Origin of the sequence: Roseivirga sp. E12 (genome assembly GCF_017592825.1) — a bacterium.
Classification (GTDB): Bacteria; Bacteroidota; Bacteroidia; order Cytophagales; family Cyclobacteriaceae; genus Roseivirga.
The window spans coordinates 1,010,357-1,027,100 of record NZ_JAGFMD010000001.1; the positions used below are offsets into that span (position 1 = coordinate 1,010,357).

The following is a 16,744-nucleotide window of genomic DNA, read 5'->3' on the forward strand; positions in this document are numbered from 1 at the left end:
TGATTGACTTATGACCTACATTCATGGCATATCATCCCCTCAATCACAGGGTGATATGAAACAAGAGGCTAATCATGAATGAAGACCTTATTGAAATCAACAAACTGACCGATCAATTCTTCAGCGCATTTGACAATACTCTAAGGGCTCCCAACCTCGACAGTTTGAAGAGTATTTTCATCAAAGAGGGAATCATTATTAGCAATAACTCTGACGTTCCCCTCATTTACAATCTAGATAGCTTTATTGAGCCAAGGATCAGGATGCTAAGTGACGGAACACTAACGCATTTTAGAGAAGGGGAAGTCTCGCATGAAACATCAATATTCCGAAATATTGCGCAACGCTTTAGTGTCTATGAAAAGTCAGGAAAGCTGAATGGTGAAGACTTCAAAACTGAGGGTAAAAAGAGCATTCAGTTCATCAAAGTGGAAGGTCAATGGAAAATATCTAGTGTCGCCTGGAGTGATAAGGAATAAGGCTGGATTGAATTAACCCAGTCAAACACAAGTTTAAAAAACATTAGCAGATGAAGAAAAACACTTTCGAAAACCAGAGTACGGAACAGCTTCATAACAACTTGAAAGCCATTAAAATCATTCTTGGCGCACTAATTTTAGTGTTTTCCCTTTTAATGATTATCACCATTTTTGGCATGCTTACGAAGGAAGACAACTCAGTTTATCTTCCTTTATTTATAGTGGCACTTTCAGGTTCAGCTATGATACCCTTGCAATTGAATTCCATGAAGAAAATTAAATCTGAAATCGCATCGAGAGAAGTATAGATTTTGATTGTTAAGAATCACTTCTAAATGGAACTTTGCCAATAGAATATCGATTACGTTAATCAAACACTTTTTTAATTCTAAGCCTTATGAAAATACTCATCATCGGTGGAAATGGAACAATTGGGAAACCCGTGGCTACGCAGTTCGCCCAAGACCATGAAATCGTCATTGCAGGACGAAGTAAATCAGATATCACCATTGACATTGTGGATAGCCAATCGATACAACAAGGCTTAGAGAAGGCAGGTAAGTTGGATGCTATTGTCTGTATTGCTGGTGAAGCCAAATGGGCTGATTTCAACGACTTGTCAGAGGATGACTATTACGTAGGACTTCGAAGTAAGTTAATGGGTCAAGTGAACGTAGCCCGAATAGGAAGAGACTTCTTAAATGACGGAGGATCAATAACCCTTTCGACAGGAATTCTCGCAGACGATCCCGTAGTCAAAACAGCTAGCGCAGCAATGGTCAATGGAGGTATACACAGCTTTGTTCAAGCTGCCGCTCTAGAAATGGAAAGAGGCATTCGCATCAATGCCGTTTCACTAGGTATGGTAGAAGACGCTTATGACAAGTATAAAAGCTATTTCCCAGGTCACAATCCAGTGCCAATGGATGTAGTGGTCAATGCCTATGTACGAAGTGTAATGGGCAAGGACAATGGAAACGTAATCAGGTTTTACTAAGTAATCTGATAACAGCAACTTTCAATTCTCCGTTAGATTCATTAAAATGGAACTATGGACGGATTAACTCTAATTTTCGAAGGAACTGACTTTGAGTCTAAAATTCTCAAAGACCAACTGGCATCTGTGGGTATTCAAGCACTATTAAAAAGTGAAACCAATGCTGCACTTGTTTCAGGTTTTGGGCCTACAGGAACTGGTAAACTATTCATATCGCCAGGCGACTTAGAAAAAGCGGCAGGCATTGTCGAAGAATTCAAATCAAAGAATTAGTGTTTACTACATCGAGGGTGGCCTCCGTTAAATGAGTAATTATCCTGAAATTGGCGCGCTCAATCGTATCTACATTGATCATAAAGTAGAGATACAGTTTTCTACATCATCTATTCTGACAGATAAAGAAGATTACCGACTTGTAGAGTTCAAGCTAGAAGGAAAGGTCTTCAATTTCTTTGTAGAAGATGAAAGAGATGACGCCCGTCTTAACTATCCCCTTCTCAACCTTTGTCTTGTTTTGCGTGAGCTAGAACACTACAACGAATCTTCCGACTATCTAGAGTGGACTAGGGATCATTACCTAGATCCAAAAAACCATGAAGTACTCGCACATTTCAAGAATTTAGGCCTGGTCTATACTGAAGTGGAGAAAATTATAGGTAAAATTGATAGTCAAATTAGCAATTGGGACTTTGAAATGGGAAGTGGCGCTTCTTGGGAATTAAGAAAGCAGGGTTTGACATAGTGAATGATTAACAATCAAAAAGCATGAAAAACCTAAAGCGATCGCTCGGCATTTGCATCCTCCTATTCTTTCTTATAGAGTCGGCCTCGGCCCAGAAATATAGAATCCTCATCTCCAATGATGACGGCATTGAATCTCCTCTCCTTAAGACACTGAGTGAAGAACTCGCCAAGCTCCCAGATGTAGAAGTAGTTATTTCCGCACCAAGCGAGAATCAGTCAGGTAGTAGCCAATCAACAGATGGGAGAACGCTCAAGGTTGAAAAAATATCTAAGGACAATGAGTTTTTCGGCTATGCGGTATCTGGAAGGCCGGCAGATGCAGTAAGGTTTGGACTACGAGTTTTGGGTAAAGAGGAGCCTTTTGACCTTGTCATCTCTGGAATCAACAGGGGCTCGAATGTTGGAAAGCTCTCCCACCTTTCAGGCACTGTTGGTGCCGCTATGGAAGCCATATACCATGGTATACCAGCTATTGCTGTTTCACAAGAAGTACGTGGAGTCAATACAAAAGTCTCAGCTGAATTTGTGTCTCAGGTGGTATCTAAATACAAAAAAAATGGTGCACCAAAAGGAGTTGTCATATCCATCAACATCCCTGCAGGTGAGTTAAAAGGAGTTTCGATCAACCCAATGGGTGATGCCTATCTTGATATGGGTAACTATGTTTTGAGAAGTGACTCTGGAAACACAAGCGTTTACCAGCAAAGACTCGCACTTGCCAAAGCCAAAGACTCAAACAGTGACACCTATGCCTACCAGCAAGGCTTCATCACTATTACGCCATTAAAATTTGACTGGACAGCATACGAACTCCTTCAAAGTATCGCTGAATGGGGCCTTGAAATAAAGAACTGATTTATTGATTTGAATCAAGTCCGCTTACTACAAAGGCTTCTCAATTTTGCTCCTTCAAAACCACAACATGATAAAGGAGAAGATCAAACAAGCCTACGAGGAATTAGCGGATGATTACAGCGCACTTATTGATCACAAACCTCATAATGCCTACTACGACAGGCCTAACACCTTAAAGCTGGTTGGTGATGTCAAAGGCAAGAAGGTTTTAGACGCTGCCTGCGGACCGGGTAAATATGCCCAAATACTCATTGAGAAGGGCGCCAACGTAACCGGTTTTGACTTAAGTCCGAAAATGATCCAGCATGCCAAAGATCGCAACCCTGAAAATGGCACCTTCTTTATCCAAGACTTAAGCAAACCATTCAACTCTCTGGAAAATGAGACGTTCGACACAGTGCTATGTGCCTTGGCGATGCACTATATTGAAGATTGGCAACTGACTATTCAAGAATTCTGTAGAGTACTTAATCCACATGGTCAACTGGTGATTTCAATAGAACACCCATTCTTCGAGTACACCTATTTCAAGTCTGAGCACTACTTCAAGATAGAAGAGGTGAATTGTACCTGGACAGGATTTGGCAAACCAGTGAAAATTCACAGTCACCGAAGGCCTTTGCAAGAGTGTACAAACCCACTCCTTGAAAATGGCTTCATGCTAAACCAAATACTCGAACCAAAACCTGTAGCTGCCTTTGAAAAACTCGACCCCAAACATTTTAAAGAACTCAATACCTTCCCTGCCTTTATGTGCATTAGTGCTATAAAGCAGTAAGAGAATCGAACAAACTCTGCAAAGCTTTTCTACACACGCCTAATGATAGCGATCTAAATGTGTTCCGAATGACCTTAGAAAGAATTAAAAACAACTCTTAAAAAAGAGGGCAATATTCTTTTAAGTAAAACACTAAATTCGCTCCCTCAAATCAGTAAGCCTAGCTACCCTGTTTATGAGCGAAATTACCATACGTATTGGTGGTGTACCTGAGCACTTCAATCTTCCCATCCATCTCGCAAATGAGAATGGAGATTTTGCCAAAAGTGGCGTAAATCTAGAATGGACAGACTTCCCTGGCGGAACTGGTCAGATGACCAAGGCACTAAGAGAAGACAAAATCGATTTGTGTATCCTCCTTACTGAAGGGATGATCACTGACATCATCAAAGGCAACCCGAGCAAGATCATAAGTGAGTATGTAATCACTCCTTTAACTTGGGGGATTCACACTGGGCTTGAAAACAGCCTTCAACCCCATGACAATGTCTTTGACAAGCAACATGCCATTAGTAGGTATGGCTCTGGATCTCATCTAATTTCCATTGTAAACGCCAATAGCAAAGGGCAGTCAATTGATAAATCTCAATTCACTGTTATCAATGATATTGATGGTGCGCTTAAGTCCTTGAACGCTTTAGAAACGGATGTTTTCTACTGGGAAAAGTATACGACTAAACCTTATGTAGATGCGGGTCAAATTCGGAGGGTTGGAGAGTACCTTACTCCTTGGCCATGTTTTGTGATTGCAGCTTCAGATAAAATATTAAACGAACATCCTCAAGCCATTGACGAGCTCTTAGATATTATTCAGGCCAGTTGTCATCATTTCATGCAAGATGAAAGTGTAATTCCAATTGCAAGTCAACGCTACAATCAGAAACTTGAAGATATTGAAAGGTGGTACCACAGCACAGAGTGGGCACCTGATAGTTGGGTAAGCGACAAAATGATTAAAAGTGTCATCTTCCATTTGGAAACAGCTAACATCATTGAAAAAGGACAATCAATCCCTGAACTAATTTGGAAGCGATAGCATTAGAGGATTGAACATTTAAGCAGACAGTATTTTGAGTACAGAAGTAATTACCATTGACATTGTATCTGACGTAGCTTGCCCATGGTGTTACGTTGGCAAAAAGAGATTAGAATCGGCTTTGGAAAAGTGGGAAGGCACGCCTGTTAAGGTTGAATGGCATCCCTATCAGTTAGACCCAAATATGTCTCAGGAGGGTTTAAATCGGGATACTTACCTAATCAATAAGTTTGGAAGCTTAGAAAACGTTAAGGGAATGACCGATCGCCTTACCAATGTTGGTAAGGAAGTGGGTATCAACTTCGATTTTGGTCCGAATTGGCTGGCTGTAAATACGCTTCACTTGCATCAGCTGCTTCACGTAGCAGGCCAAGAAGGCTTCAGAGATAAGCTCAAAGAACGTTTCTTAAAGGCTTACTTTGAAGAGGCGAAACACTTGAATGACAATGATGTCTTAAACCAAATCATGTCTGAATTTGGGTGGTCCTCAGAAAAAGTAGAGCAAATAATCGCAGATGATGAAATTGCATATGCTGTAAAAAGTGAAATTGCCCACTATCAGCAAATGGGTGTCAGTGGTGTCCCCTATTTTATTATCAATAACAAGTATGGCGTAAGCGGTGCACAACCTACAGAAGTCTTTACAGAGGTCTTAGAATCAGTTTCTAAGGAGGTCTCAGCTACCGAAGGCAGCAGCTGTGGCTGTGAGGGAGGAAATTGCTAAGCGACACTTTCTCAGCTATTAAAACCTATTTTCTTTAAAATTTGGTGCGTTTACCGTAAGCGTACCTCATAGCATGCAATCTATTTCCTTGAGAAAGACCGTTGCTCTAGTTTGGCAGAATTGAAACTGTTAAACGAAACATTTATGAGCATTTTAAAAACATCGATTCTCTTGAGAACATCTGTGATCATTGCACTGCTATTCTCAAGTGCACTTACAATTAAGGCACAATCAAACCTTAAGACCTACTCTTATAAAAAGGGACAGGTACTGGATATCATACTGCTAAACACCAAGCCTGAGGCCCAGGAGGAATTGGCCTATTACTTCAAAACAGCACTGCCTGTAGCTACAAAGTATGGCTATAAAGGCCAAGGTGGTTTGGCACTAAAATCAAGTCCTTCACAAGGAAATTATCATCCAGAGTCGCTCATATTTGGAGTTTGGAACAGTCTAAAACAGAGAAAAGACTTTCTTACAAACATTGAGGATGTCATGCCTGAATTTCACCAAGCCAGACGAAATATTTGGTCAAGCTTCAACATGACTTTCTGGGAAATGAAAAGTGACTTATCCTTTACTGTAGATACGGACAAATTCAATGTTGCCACTGCCTATTGGAAAAGCGATGAGGGAGACTTCGGGAAGTTCAAAAAGAGTTGGGATGCTCTAGCTAAGAGGACTGGTGGAAAAGAAATTCTAGCTTTAACCAATGGTGAATCTCCTTTTGGTTACTATTACAATCCAGACTACATGGTGATTACCCAATGGAACAGTAAATCGGACTTCGAGAAGTTTCTAAAAGAAAATCTGGAGATGAAACATGATGGGGTCAAACACGTGAACCAATTCATTATTCAATAATCAAGTTTGGGCTACTTGATTATTCAGGTGGCCCACTTGAATTTTAAAATGGAAACCTTCATTAACCAACTCGTCTATTTTGGCTTCTTTCAAAGTCTATTTTTACTCCTGGTTTTTCTTTTCTCGAAGAAACTTAGAAAAAGTATAAATGGCTATATCGCCTTTCTAATTTTCTCACTTACCATTGGACTGATTGGCCGTATTATCAATATCTCAGAAGTCTTTGGTACTGACTTTAGATTCATTGCCTTCTCTGAATTCGCAACACTCTTTTTCGGGGCAACTATATATCTTTTCACAAGGTCATCACTTAATGGTAAGAGTTTTGTAACCAAAGACTTAAGACACTTCATTCCAGGAGTAGTTTATATAATCTTCGTTGTCTTTGTCTTCATCCTTCCTTCCAATGAGGTAATTGGTGCACGGGCAAATAGTGGTGAATTGCAGAGGACCATTACACTTTTTATGGGGACTGCTTTGGCCTTTAATATCACCTATTGGCTCATGAGCTTAAACATCTTCATTCAATTTCAAAAGAAACTGAAAAACGAGCTCAGTTACTCTGTCCAATCTCGGTTCTTTACCAACTTCTTAGTGGCCATTGGGATATGCTTACTCTCTTGGACGACCCTCTATTTCTTGAGCATTTTTGGAGATCAGATGATTGAACGCAATGCCCGGCAGTTTATATGGTTGGGTATCACATTCATTATTCTGCTTATCACTTACTACGGCATAAGATCACCCGAACTATATCAAATTGCTCCCCTTATTAAGCCGAAGAAGTATGCACAATCAAAACTTTCAAATGCTGATTTAGACGTATTGAAGTCTCAGTTAGAAGTGATTATGGAAGAGAAGAAACCCTTCCTTAACAATAAACTATTGAAGTCTGAATTGGCAGAAATGCTAGGCGTTAGCAACCCTGAGATGGCTCGTTTACTCAATGAAAAAGTAGGAATGAATTTCTTTGAATACGTGAACTATCACAGGATTAAAGAGTTTGTATCCCTTGCCAAAACTGATAAAGCCAAGAGTTTGACATTTTTCGCCTTGGCGCAAGAGGCTGGCTTTAACTCCAAAACGACATTTAATAAGTCGTTTAGGCAATTGATGGGTAGTTCTCCAAAAGAATATCTAAGTAATAATTCTGTCGAATGAGTGAATAGTTTCAAAGTTTGAGCGATTCCTTATTTTTAAGGATAACCTTAGACTATGAAAGCCAACTTCCTATCCCTCTATCTTCTAGCTTTAGTACTATTTGTTAGCTGCCAATCCAATGAACGACCTAGTGTGATCAGCAGCGATTATAATGATCTAACCACTCTATTCAACGATTGGAGAGCATTTGAAAACCCTCCACTACTAGACGGTGCCCCGGACTACACGGCCTCTACTTTTGACAAGCGTTGGGACGATTTTCTAGACCTGAGAAACAGACTTAATGGAATGGATACTAGCAATTGGGCTATCAATCAAAAAGTCGACTTCATGATTGTATGGGCAGAAATGAATGGCTATGAGTTCAACTACAGAACTTTGAAGCCATGGGTTCGTGATCCTGCCTATTACAAGTCTGTTTGGATGGCTCGAAGTGACGTACCTGCCCATGAAGGGCCCACCCATCACGGTACCACGGAGGTATGGACTTATGATTTTCCGCTAACTGGTGATCAACGCAGTAAGTTCTTGAGCGACTTAGCTGTTATTCCGCCTCTCAATACTCAGGCAAAGAACAACTTAACTGGAAATGCCAAAGATCTTTGGGTCACAGGAATCAGAGACATTAGAACTCAAAGCCTAAACTTGAAGGGCCTTAAAGACTTACCGGGAATAGCAGGGGATAATGAAATCACTTCTGCCATTGATGAAGCAATTACCTCGACAGATGAGTTGGTAGGCTGGTTAGAAGATGAGTCCTCCTCCAAAACAGGCCCTTCAGGCATTGGCAAAGATGCCTACTCATGGTATTTGCAAAATGTACACTTAATCCCTATGACATGGGAAGATGAAGTGATGCTATTGAAAACTGAGCTAGCCGGAGCATGGTCTGCATTGAAGCTCGAAGAACACAAAAACAGGGACTTACCACAATTAGAAGCTGCAGATTCGCCTGAAGCATACGATGAGTTGGCGGATAAAGCAGCTACCAGTTTGATGACCTTTCTAGAAGAAAAGGACATCGTTACAGTCAAGGATTACTTCGAACCGGCACTTAGAGAACACTTAGGATCTTTTGTCCCTGAGGACAGGAGAAATTTCTTTTGGATTACAGCACACAACGATCCGAGACCACTATACTCACACTTTTATCACTGGTTTGAATTAGCCATCATGGATAATGAACCTCATGAAAGTGTGATAAGAAGAAGCCCACTTCTTTATAACATTTTCGATTCTAGAAATGAAGGGATGGCAACTGCAGTTGAGGAGCTTTTTATGGATGCTGGTCTGTATGAGGATTCTCCAAGGTCAAGAGAAATTGTATACATAATGATTGCCCAACGTGCGGCACGTGGCCTTGGGTCGCTATATGCACATGCCAATGAGATGACCATGGAAGAAGCTGGTGGGATTCATTCTGAATACACACCACGCGGCTGGATGAAGACAGAAAAGGAATTACTCATCTTTGAGCAACACCTCTACCTGAGACAACCTGGTTATGGCACCAGTTATATAACAGGTAAGCACCTTGTAAAAAATGCGCTGGCCGAGTTCGCGAAAACTAAAGAGAGCTCTGCCGAGCCTTTCCAAATCAAAGAGTTCTTTGATCGAATGAATTCTATTGGTAGTATTCCTACTTCACTAGGACATTGGGAATTGACCGGAGTCAATACCTTGGAAAGGAAGTAAAGATTCTTAAGAACCGTTCTGGATTTCCTCAAGAATAGTTCTGTAAGTGTCATCATCACCATTAAAGGCGGTATTGATTATTCGCTCGATCAATTGGCTTAAAGCCCCTCCTTCTGGTGCATTCAGCTGTTTTAACAGGTCTTCAATCTCGGTACTTTGATAGACTCTTAATTCAAGCAATTGCGGTATGAGGGATCGAATTTGCGCGTAGTCTGACTGGCTTAGGTTCTCATCTTGATTAATGACCAATGGCTGATCACTTAATACTTGTGCATTGACACTTGGCAGGGTAAACCAGAACTTCGCTCCTTCTCCTGTTTCAGAAATCACACCAATATGACCCTTATGAGCCTGAATTACTAGTTTACAGAATGCTAGACCTAACCCAGTCGATCGCGAACCACCAGACTTTTGACCAGATAATTGAACATATCTATCGAATATTGCCTTGTACTTATCTGCTGGGATACCAGGGCCTTGGTCCTTTACAGAGAAGTATAATTCTCCTTCATTGTTGACCAATATTTCAGCCGTCACTTTTGAGTTTATTGGAGCATACTTGATGGCATTAGTCAATAAATTGACTATAACTCGTTCCATAAGTTCGCTGTCCATCTTTGTCTTCAGCTCTTCATAAGCAACCACCTGGAACTCTATATTCTTTTCATCTATACCATCCTGAACATCTGACACGGCCAGTTTGATTACCTTGTTGAAACTACCCTCTACTAGGCTGAGTTGCACGTCAGTTTCTTCAAACTTTTGTACGTCTAGAATATTCAGCACAAGATTAAGCATGCGTTTTGCGACACTCGAAATCTTCTTTTCTCCCGAACGAATGATCACACTTAATGGGTTTTTTAAGTCATGTACAATCATTGAGGTCATGTCTTCCTTGAATTGGCCCAGCTCAACTAATTTTTCATTGTTGGCTTTTAGTTCTTCGGCCTGAATAGCAATCTCATCTTTTTGCATGCTAATCTCATGAGTACGCTCTTCAACAATCCTTTCTAAGCGTTCTTTCTCTTTCAACAGCCGATGTGTATATGCTCTTACAATAATCCACACAAGCAAAATGACAAGCATTCCATAGCTTCCAAATGCCAAATTACTACGATACCATGGTGCGTAAACTTTGAAATTGAATTGAGCCTCTTCCCCCTCCAAGCCGTAGATGTTCTTCGATCTAACTTTAAAGGTATAGTTACCTTCAGGCAGGTTTGTATACTCCTTGAAGGTAGTTGTGCTCCAACTACTCCACTCCTTATCATAACCTACCAACTGATACTTGAATTGGTTTCCATCTGATTCCTCAAACGAAAGTGCACCAAAGGAGAAGGCAAGCGAGTTATTCTTGTATTCAAGCCCTGAACCATTATCTAAGAAAGCTTGGGAGGAAGAAGTACCTCCGAACAAAACGGTCTCCGAGGATTTAACCTCATTAATCTTAGTTCTAAAAGTGGAAGTTGTTTTTGGCACTCGATCAGGATGATATTGTATTAAGCCTTCCGGCCCTACATACAATACAGAATTATTGGGTAGAGGGTAAATCTCTTGTGCTGGAAATTCACTGATTTTGGCAAAAGAGGTAGTATCAAGAAAATATCCATCATTCCCTTTTATAAAGCGTACTTTTTGGCTTCCAGCGACTGTGTAAATATTACCGTCTGGGGTTTGTTCAAATGTCCTGAATTTATCGCCTTCGACCAGTCCATCCAGTGGCTCATAAAGCAGAAATGTGTCCTGCTCGGCATGGTATTCGAAATAATGATCAGCCCCAATAAACAATACTCCATTCTTCGCTTCCTTAAAATTCAATACTATGTTTGCGTCAACTCTGGGCAAACCATCGGCAGGCCCGAACGTCCTCATTTCTACTATGGAATCCAGTTTGTCGTTGAGTTTAACTCTTCTCAATGTATCAAGACCATCGCCTAGCCATAAATAGCCTTCACTATCCTCAGCCATTCTGGGCACATTACCCCAAAAGCCCTGGATCTGGGCCTCTAGTGCTAATTCTCCTTTGTCGTCTAGCTCTAAAAGAGACAGGTAATTATTAAAGCCATGTAAGACGTACTTCCCTGGACGACTAGGCAATGGTACCAAACCCCATGGTTCACCACGAACAAGTAGTTCACTCTCAGAAGTCATATTAATCTTATAAACTCCATTTCCGGCTGAACCATACAATTGATCATTAATCACATCAAGATCCCATGTTTCAAGGCTTGAGGGTTCTATTTGCTTGAATGTGCTTCCTTCCGCATATTTCACTCCCCATGTGGTCCCTAAAAAAAGCGTATCATTCTTTAATGTTGCGCTTAGCAACCCAGCATCAATCCCCGTCTTTTCATCCGCTTTTGTGAACGGGCTGTTGAGCATAATATATGTAATACCCTTGTTCGTCACCGCCCAATAATTACCAGATTGATCAATCATACCTCGCCTTACAGCATTATCTGAAAGACCATCACGCTTCCTAATGTGATGCAGAACATTAAATGTCTCGTCAGTGATGATCAAACCATCATTAGCCGAATTTAGTGCATACCCTAATCCTTCGACAGGTATAACTTCTGCAACAAAAACTTGGCTCAGAATCCTTTTTAGGTTATCCAAGGCAGGGCCGGTGGCTTTCTTGGCCCCTTCATCATTCAGTATTAAGGCGTCTCCCGTATACTCTATTAACAAAAGTTCATTGTCTCCCCATGGAATTAATCCACTGGTAGTAGATCGGGAATTTGCTGCCTTTTCGCCACCAGAAACAAGTTGAAGTCTGCCGCCTTTGTATGTATGTAGTCCAGAAACTGGAAGTAAATAGTATACTTGATTATTGACGACATAAGAGCGATTAAAATTACCTTGTTCTTCAGTAGAAGTGACCATCTCTATCTCCCCTTCAAAATATCGCACTGCGAAATACGGGGTCATAAAAAACACGCCTTCATCGGAGATGTTTGTGCGATAAAAATCAGGATTGCTGTTGCGAATATCCTCCGGAAGTAAGTCCATCAGAGATGTGAACTTCTGACCCCCGAGGCTATCTGTTTCCAAGTACCCCATATCACCTATGCCGCCAACATAGATTTTTCCTTCCTCATCTTTGTCAAGCGATCTGACAGTACCTAGATTGCTTAGTCGAATTGTATTCCAATGTGTACCATCAAAGGTTAAGACACCAGTCTTACTCGCAAAATACATCAACCCATTATCTCCTTGCAATACATCCCAATTCTGACCCAAGCCATCATAGTCTTTAGGGTTATATACTTGCATATAGGGCAAGCCATAGGAGTAGGATTGCTGGGCACTGATATGAAGCACAGTGGCCAGCATAAGCAAAACTAAAAGACTTATGCGTTTAATAGGTTGACGTGTCATAGCAGATGGTTAATCAATTTGTTCGATCACTTCTCTTAAATTCTCTTCTTCAGGAATATGCAACTTCCTTTTGAGTCGATACAATGCCGTCCTGCTACTACCAGAAGTAATATTCAGCAACCGAGCGATTTCCTTATTGTCCATTCTCAACTTGATGTAGGCACAGATCTTCAAATCCTTATGACTTAGCTCTTGAGAAATCTCGTTGAGTCGTAAGAAAAAATGAGGATTCACTTCCTCAAAGTGCATTTTGAAAGTATCCCAACTACTATCTACATCCAGGTGGTTAGCAATTTGACGTTTGAGCTGCTTTACTTGATAGCGCAATTCCTCATCTGGGATTTCTGCTAGGGAAGATTCTAGCTTTGTTACCTTATTGTGGAGTTGTCCTAGAAGGCCATTCTTTTCCACAATCAACATGGAAGTTGTACTGAGTTTTCTATTCTTGAGATCTATCTCGCTTTGAAGCAGTTCATTGATGGCCTGTTGCTGAGCCTTCAACCTTAAAGCCGTGTTGATACGTGCGCTTAATTCGATGAAGTCAACGGGCTTTCTCACATAATCTACAGCACCAGCTTCTAAGGCGGTCTGCAAATCTTCTGAGTTGGTCATTTTGCCAGTAGCCATAATGACTGGAATATCTCGAGTGCTCTGCTCATTCTTGAGAATCCGGATAGCTTCCAAGCCATCCATAATGGGCATATCCCAATCCATGAGAATTAGGTCTGGTAACTCCTGTTTGGCAACACGAACGCCATTGAGGCCATTGTTCGCATTGATGACATTAAAGTTGATGTGGTGAGATTTTAACTCATTGGCAATCATACGTATGATATCGCGATTGTCATCTATGATTAAAATCTTCTTTTGTTCCATTGTGTCTTGGCTCTGGTATGAAGCTAATAATACTTTTGGTAGCAATCCAAGGTAAACTGTAATCCTAAGACCTCACAGAATCACCAAAACGTAGACATGAGGGCACTCAAGGCATTAATACTCGAAAAACTCACCGAACTCTGATGTTGACATTTTGTTGACACGAATCTCGAATTACACTGCATTAACCCAATAATACTGGGCTAAGTCACCTTGCTTGAACACATCTACGCGTCCAAACTCGAGTGTCACTTTTTAGCTGCTGGCTTTCCTCCAGTTCCTTTTAGGTTAACCAGCTTATTTAGAATATCAAACCAAAATGGGCTCCCCATAGAAACGGCAAACCCGGTGATCGTTAGACCGACAATTTTCATTAGAAAGAGTAGAACAAAGTTCCAAAATCCTCCCTCCTTTTTCATATCGTTAAACGAAAGAACAAAAGATTCCCACCCAAGTGGTAAACTCAATGCTTCGAGTTCTGCATTAACTTGTTTGAGGTTGGACACGCTACCTTTGATTTCATTAATCAAAACCATTCCGTCCTGACCGATCACCACGGAGTCGGTATTTTGAGCAGCAGTCGAACTCTCCATTATTTGTTGATAGAATGCCACTGTCAATGAGTCTTGAGTACTTCTCGAGGCCTGCTCAACCAAAGCATCACGAACATCTTTGTTATTGTAGAGGTATTTCGAAAGCGTAATTGTATCGGCATTGAAAAGTAGCACAACAGTAAATGAGAATAGTAAGAGCCATTTTTGCTGCATGTTCCGATACGTTCCTCCAACTCTAATCATACAGTTATCAAACCAGTCACCGACACCTTTCTTGACTTCGAGTAACTCATCAATTACCTCGTCTTTTTTTGCTTTTATAAAGCTTTGCGCTTTAGTCTCAGCTTCCGAAATCTGTTGAAGTATGTTTCTCTTTAAATCGTTAGGCAGTAGCTGAGATTTCTCGAATGCTCCTTTAATCTCATCCACAGTATATGTTAGCTTATTCCCTTCTTCCTGGTTAACAATGTCGAATAGCGCATCTACAAAGTTCTGGTCTGGAATATAAGCTGGCTTTCTACCCTTTTTTACCAGCGTTTTGATTAGATCATGTTCTAACAACTTTTCGGACAAGCCTTCTTTGGCAAAAGTATCCTTAAGCCAGGCTTCTAAATTATTTGCCCTTAGACTCAACGATTTTGATCTAATTTCCAGAAGAATGGAAACAACAATGCTCAATAAAAAATAAATGAAAATGATACCGATTACTAGGTCGAGAAATCCTAATCCAGTCATTGTGTGTAGCGGTTGATTCTTTACTAAGATAGTTTTTTTCTAAAACTCAGTGAAATTCGACAACCCTATGCTCAATTCTTTATGTTGATTTGATAAGTATACCGCTTAGCCTGCGAGGGATTTTGGGGATTTTGATCACTCTTTTTGGATGTTACTTTATAATTAATCTGTTGAGTCTTAGGTTTAGCCGCTGGTAATTTGAAATCAACCTTCAACTTTTTGTGAGCCGTTACATTTCTGCCTTTGTTGAACGCCCTCTCAAACTTTAGAAGTTTAATCAAGCGAATGACTTCCTCGTCACAACCATAACCAAGACTCGTCAAAACCTTAATATTGAAAGTTCTTCCTAAACCATCCACATCATAGGAAGCCTCAACAACCCCTTCGATCTTTTGCTCAATGGCCACCTCGGGATATTTCAAGTTAGCCTCAACAAATGATTTGAGTGCGGCTTCCCCACCGCGATAGCGAGGCATTGTTAATGGCTTATCTTTCCTTGGTTTAGACATCAGTCTAACTTGAACCTTCTGATTTCGATCGGCTTAACTTTACTCAGGTCTAGATTCTTCTCCCGGTCATAGGCTTGCCAAGGACTATTAGCCAAATAGTAGAAGTAACCATCTTTGATTTGACCCAAGGTTGGTTCCCCCAGACTTGCCCCACCTCTATTAATGATACGTTCTGACTCAATTTTCAATCCTGAGGCGTCCAAAAAGTACTGTACTATTCTATAGGGTTTTGTACCATTATGAATCGCTACCAAGCTGTTTTTGTAGGAGTACAATCCATCAATACCCTTTAGTAAGGTGGTTTCTGGTGCGAATACATCGTCAATATCGGTTCGTCTAATGTCTATTCTAAAAAGGCCTTTTATGTAATCTGAAACATACAAGTAGTTCTCATCTTCGGTTAAGGTCAGTCCTTGTAGGTTGAAATAGCCATCAGAGAGATCGAACTGTTTCATGTTAAATGCACCCAAATAACGAGTTGAATCTGTATTATCTCTACTTAAGAAAGGCGTCATACTATTGGAAAGCCAAAGCCTGTTCTCACTATCGATTTCTACATCACCAATGATAGACTCTTCGTCATATGAAAAGCCCTGAATGATTTCACCAGTGTTTAGGTCAATTTGCAAAACGACTGATTTACCATTTTCTGACTGCTCGAAACCTTCCATCTCAGGCATGGCTGCCGTACTCGCCCAAAGAAACCCTCTTTCATAGTCGGCCTTCATACCGAGAACGGCATAAGGCGTTTCTACCCAATCTGAAATAGCGCCTGTAGCACTTACTTTTACGATCTTCTTTTGGCGCACACTGCCCAGAAGGATTTCTCCATTATCTAAAAGCACAAAACTTTCCGGGTGTAAGTGTCCTGCATCAATGGTCTTAAATACCTCGTCATTTACCTCTTCTGTATTGAGCTTGGCTTGAAGGTCAACAAGCTTCTTGTAGTTCTTATGTGTCCGAAGGTTATCGAAGTCTGGATTATCTTTGAAATTGAATGTCGCGTCCATCAGAATCATTTGATTCAGCTTTTGGACTCCTCTGATCTTTCTTCCCGTAAGTGCCCAGGCGGCAGCCAGCTTTGGAACAATGGCAGGATGATTGGGTCGCATTTCATCAGCCTTGCGAATATTTTCTAAAAAGAGTTCGTAATTCTTGGCCTCATAGGCCTCAGTGGCAGCGGTGTAATAGTCCTGAAGGGTCAACTCTTCCTGGGCAAACAGGCCGAAAGATAAGACTAAAGCCAAGCCAAGATACATTAACTTCATATCGACAAAATTAGGCTAAAAAAATAATTCCAGCTTGGGCTGGAATTATTTGGTAGTCCAGATGAAGGGTTTTCCAAATCATCTTTCT

The 16,744-nt window shown here is 40.8% G+C and carries 17 protein-coding genes; 12 read left to right on the top strand and 5 right to left on the bottom strand.

All coding sequences use genetic code 11. The features are described from left to right. Window positions 1-74 precede the first annotated feature (74 nt). From J4E76_RS04350 to J4E76_RS04405, 12 genes are all read left to right on the top strand, one after another. Window positions 75-479 carry a hypothetical protein gene (locus tag J4E76_RS04350; RefSeq protein WP_208501516.1) on the top strand — a complete coding sequence of 135 codons (405 nt, stop codon included), beginning with the start codon at window positions 75-77 and terminating at the stop codon, window positions 477-479. A gap of 50 nt (window positions 480-529) precedes the next feature. Continuing rightward, window positions 530-787: a hypothetical protein gene (locus tag J4E76_RS04355; protein WP_208501517.1), complete on the top strand. Its 258-nt coding sequence runs from the start codon at window positions 530-532 to the stop codon at window positions 785-787. 89 nt (window positions 788-876) lie between these two features. Further along, the gene (locus tag J4E76_RS04360) at window positions 877-1,476 is read left to right on the top strand and encodes a short chain dehydrogenase (protein WP_208501518.1); all 600 of its coding nucleotides are present in this window, start codon (window positions 877-879) and stop codon (window positions 1,474-1,476) included. Between the two features lie 54 nt (window positions 1,477-1,530). Continuing rightward, window positions 1,531-1,749: a hypothetical protein gene (locus tag J4E76_RS04365; protein WP_208501520.1), complete on the top strand. Its 219-nt coding sequence runs from the start codon at window positions 1,531-1,533 to the stop codon at window positions 1,747-1,749. 31 nt (window positions 1,750-1,780) lie between these two features. Continuing rightward, window positions 1,781-2,218, top strand: a complete 438-nt coding sequence (locus J4E76_RS04370; protein WP_208501522.1) for a hypothetical protein — start codon at window positions 1,781-1,783, stop codon at window positions 2,216-2,218. Between the two features lie 23 nt (window positions 2,219-2,241). Continuing rightward, complete coding sequence (surE, locus tag J4E76_RS04375) at window positions 2,242-3,075, top strand: 5'/3'-nucleotidase SurE (RefSeq protein WP_208501524.1); 834 nt, start codon at window positions 2,242-2,244, stop codon at window positions 3,073-3,075. A 67-nt stretch (window positions 3,076-3,142) separates the two neighbouring features. After that, complete coding sequence (locus tag J4E76_RS04380; protein WP_208501525.1) at window positions 3,143-3,853, top strand: class I SAM-dependent methyltransferase; 711 nt, start codon at window positions 3,143-3,145, stop codon at window positions 3,851-3,853. A gap of 175 nt (window positions 3,854-4,028) precedes the next feature. Beyond that, a complete protein-coding gene (locus J4E76_RS04385; protein WP_208501527.1) occupies window positions 4,029-4,889 on the top strand; it encodes a substrate-binding domain-containing protein in 861 nt (286 codons plus the stop codon). A gap of 34 nt (window positions 4,890-4,923) precedes the next feature. Next, a complete protein-coding gene (locus J4E76_RS04390) occupies window positions 4,924-5,613 on the top strand; it encodes a DsbA family protein (protein WP_208501528.1) in 690 nt (229 codons plus the stop codon). 144 nt (window positions 5,614-5,757) lie between these two features. Then, window positions 5,758-6,477 carry a hypothetical protein gene (locus J4E76_RS04395; RefSeq protein WP_208501529.1) on the top strand — a complete coding sequence of 240 codons (720 nt, stop codon included), beginning with the start codon at window positions 5,758-5,760 and terminating at the stop codon, window positions 6,475-6,477. A gap of 48 nt (window positions 6,478-6,525) precedes the next feature. Beyond that, the gene (locus J4E76_RS04400; protein WP_208501530.1) at window positions 6,526-7,638 is read left to right on the top strand and encodes an AraC family transcriptional regulator; all 1,113 of its coding nucleotides are present in this window, start codon (window positions 6,526-6,528) and stop codon (window positions 7,636-7,638) included. A gap of 54 nt (window positions 7,639-7,692) precedes the next feature. Next, window positions 7,693-9,333, top strand: a complete 1,641-nt coding sequence (locus J4E76_RS04405) for a hypothetical protein (protein ID WP_208501531.1) — start codon at window positions 7,693-7,695, stop codon at window positions 9,331-9,333. 6 nt (window positions 9,334-9,339) lie between these two features. On the opposite strand, the gene J4E76_RS04410 is transcribed toward J4E76_RS04405, so the two are convergent. From J4E76_RS04410 to J4E76_RS04430, 5 genes are all read right to left on the bottom strand, one after another. After that, a complete protein-coding gene (locus J4E76_RS04410) occupies window positions 9,340-12,714 on the bottom strand; it encodes an ATP-binding protein (protein WP_208501532.1) in 3,375 nt (1,124 codons plus the stop codon). 9 nt (window positions 12,715-12,723) lie between these two features. Then, window positions 12,724-13,590, bottom strand: coding sequence for a response regulator (locus J4E76_RS04415; protein ID WP_208501533.1), 867 nt, complete (start codon window positions 13,588-13,590; stop codon window positions 12,724-12,726). A gap of 248 nt (window positions 13,591-13,838) precedes the next feature. After that, window positions 13,839-14,879 (bottom strand): hypothetical protein, encoded by a 1,041-nt coding sequence (locus J4E76_RS04420; RefSeq protein ID WP_208501535.1) that lies wholly within the window; start codon window positions 14,877-14,879, stop codon window positions 13,839-13,841. Window positions 14,880-14,950: 71 nt separating this feature from the next. Beyond that, entirely contained in the window at window positions 14,951-15,388 is a 438-nt protein-coding gene (locus J4E76_RS04425; protein WP_208501537.1) for an energy transducer TonB, read from the bottom strand. Then, complete coding sequence (locus tag J4E76_RS04430; protein ID WP_208501539.1) at window positions 15,388-16,656, bottom strand: hypothetical protein; 1,269 nt, start codon at window positions 16,654-16,656, stop codon at window positions 15,388-15,390. The genes J4E76_RS04425 and J4E76_RS04430 overlap by 1 nt, the downstream gene beginning before the upstream one ends. Window positions 16,657-16,744: the final 88 nt, after the last annotated feature.

Bases quoted from the DNA above. Each gene is read 5' to 3' on its own strand.
- surE (WP_208501524.1), top strand. From the start codon at position 2,242: ATGAAAAACCTAAAGCGATCGCTCGGCATTTGCATCCTCCTATTCTTT.
- J4E76_RS04370 (WP_208501522.1), top strand. From the start codon at position 1,781: ATGAGTAATTATCCTGAAATTGGCGCGCTCAATCGTATCTACATTGAT.
- J4E76_RS04355 (WP_208501517.1), top strand. From the start codon at position 530: ATGAAGAAAAACACTTTCGAAAACCAGAGTACGGAACAGCTTCATAAC.
- J4E76_RS04415 (WP_208501533.1), bottom strand. From the start codon at position 13,590: ATGGAACAAAAGAAGATTTTAATCATAGATGACAATCGCGATATCATA.
- J4E76_RS04425 (WP_208501537.1), bottom strand. From the start codon at position 15,388: ATGTCTAAACCAAGGAAAGATAAGCCATTAACAATGCCTCGCTATCGC.
- J4E76_RS04410 (WP_208501532.1), bottom strand. From the start codon at position 12,714: ATGACACGTCAACCTATTAAACGCATAAGTCTTTTAGTTTTGCTTATG.
- J4E76_RS04360 (WP_208501518.1), top strand. From the start codon at position 877: ATGAAAATACTCATCATCGGTGGAAATGGAACAATTGGGAAACCCGTG.
- J4E76_RS04365 (WP_208501520.1), top strand. From the start codon at position 1,531: ATGGACGGATTAACTCTAATTTTCGAAGGAACTGACTTTGAGTCTAAA.
- J4E76_RS04430 (WP_208501539.1), bottom strand. From the start codon at position 16,656: ATGAAGTTAATGTATCTTGGCTTGGCTTTAGTCTTATCTTTCGGCCTG.
- J4E76_RS04420 (WP_208501535.1), bottom strand. From the start codon at position 14,879: ATGACTGGATTAGGATTTCTCGACCTAGTAATCGGTATCATTTTCATT.
- J4E76_RS04405 (WP_208501531.1), top strand. From the start codon at position 7,693: ATGAAAGCCAACTTCCTATCCCTCTATCTTCTAGCTTTAGTACTATTT.
- J4E76_RS04385 (WP_208501527.1), top strand. From the start codon at position 4,029: ATGAGCGAAATTACCATACGTATTGGTGGTGTACCTGAGCACTTCAAT.
- J4E76_RS04380 (WP_208501525.1), top strand. From the start codon at position 3,143: ATGATAAAGGAGAAGATCAAACAAGCCTACGAGGAATTAGCGGATGAT.
- J4E76_RS04395 (WP_208501529.1), top strand. From the start codon at position 5,758: ATGAGCATTTTAAAAACATCGATTCTCTTGAGAACATCTGTGATCATT.
- J4E76_RS04400 (WP_208501530.1), top strand. From the start codon at position 6,526: ATGGAAACCTTCATTAACCAACTCGTCTATTTTGGCTTCTTTCAAAGT.
- J4E76_RS04350 (WP_208501516.1), top strand. From the start codon at position 75: ATGAATGAAGACCTTATTGAAATCAACAAACTGACCGATCAATTCTTC.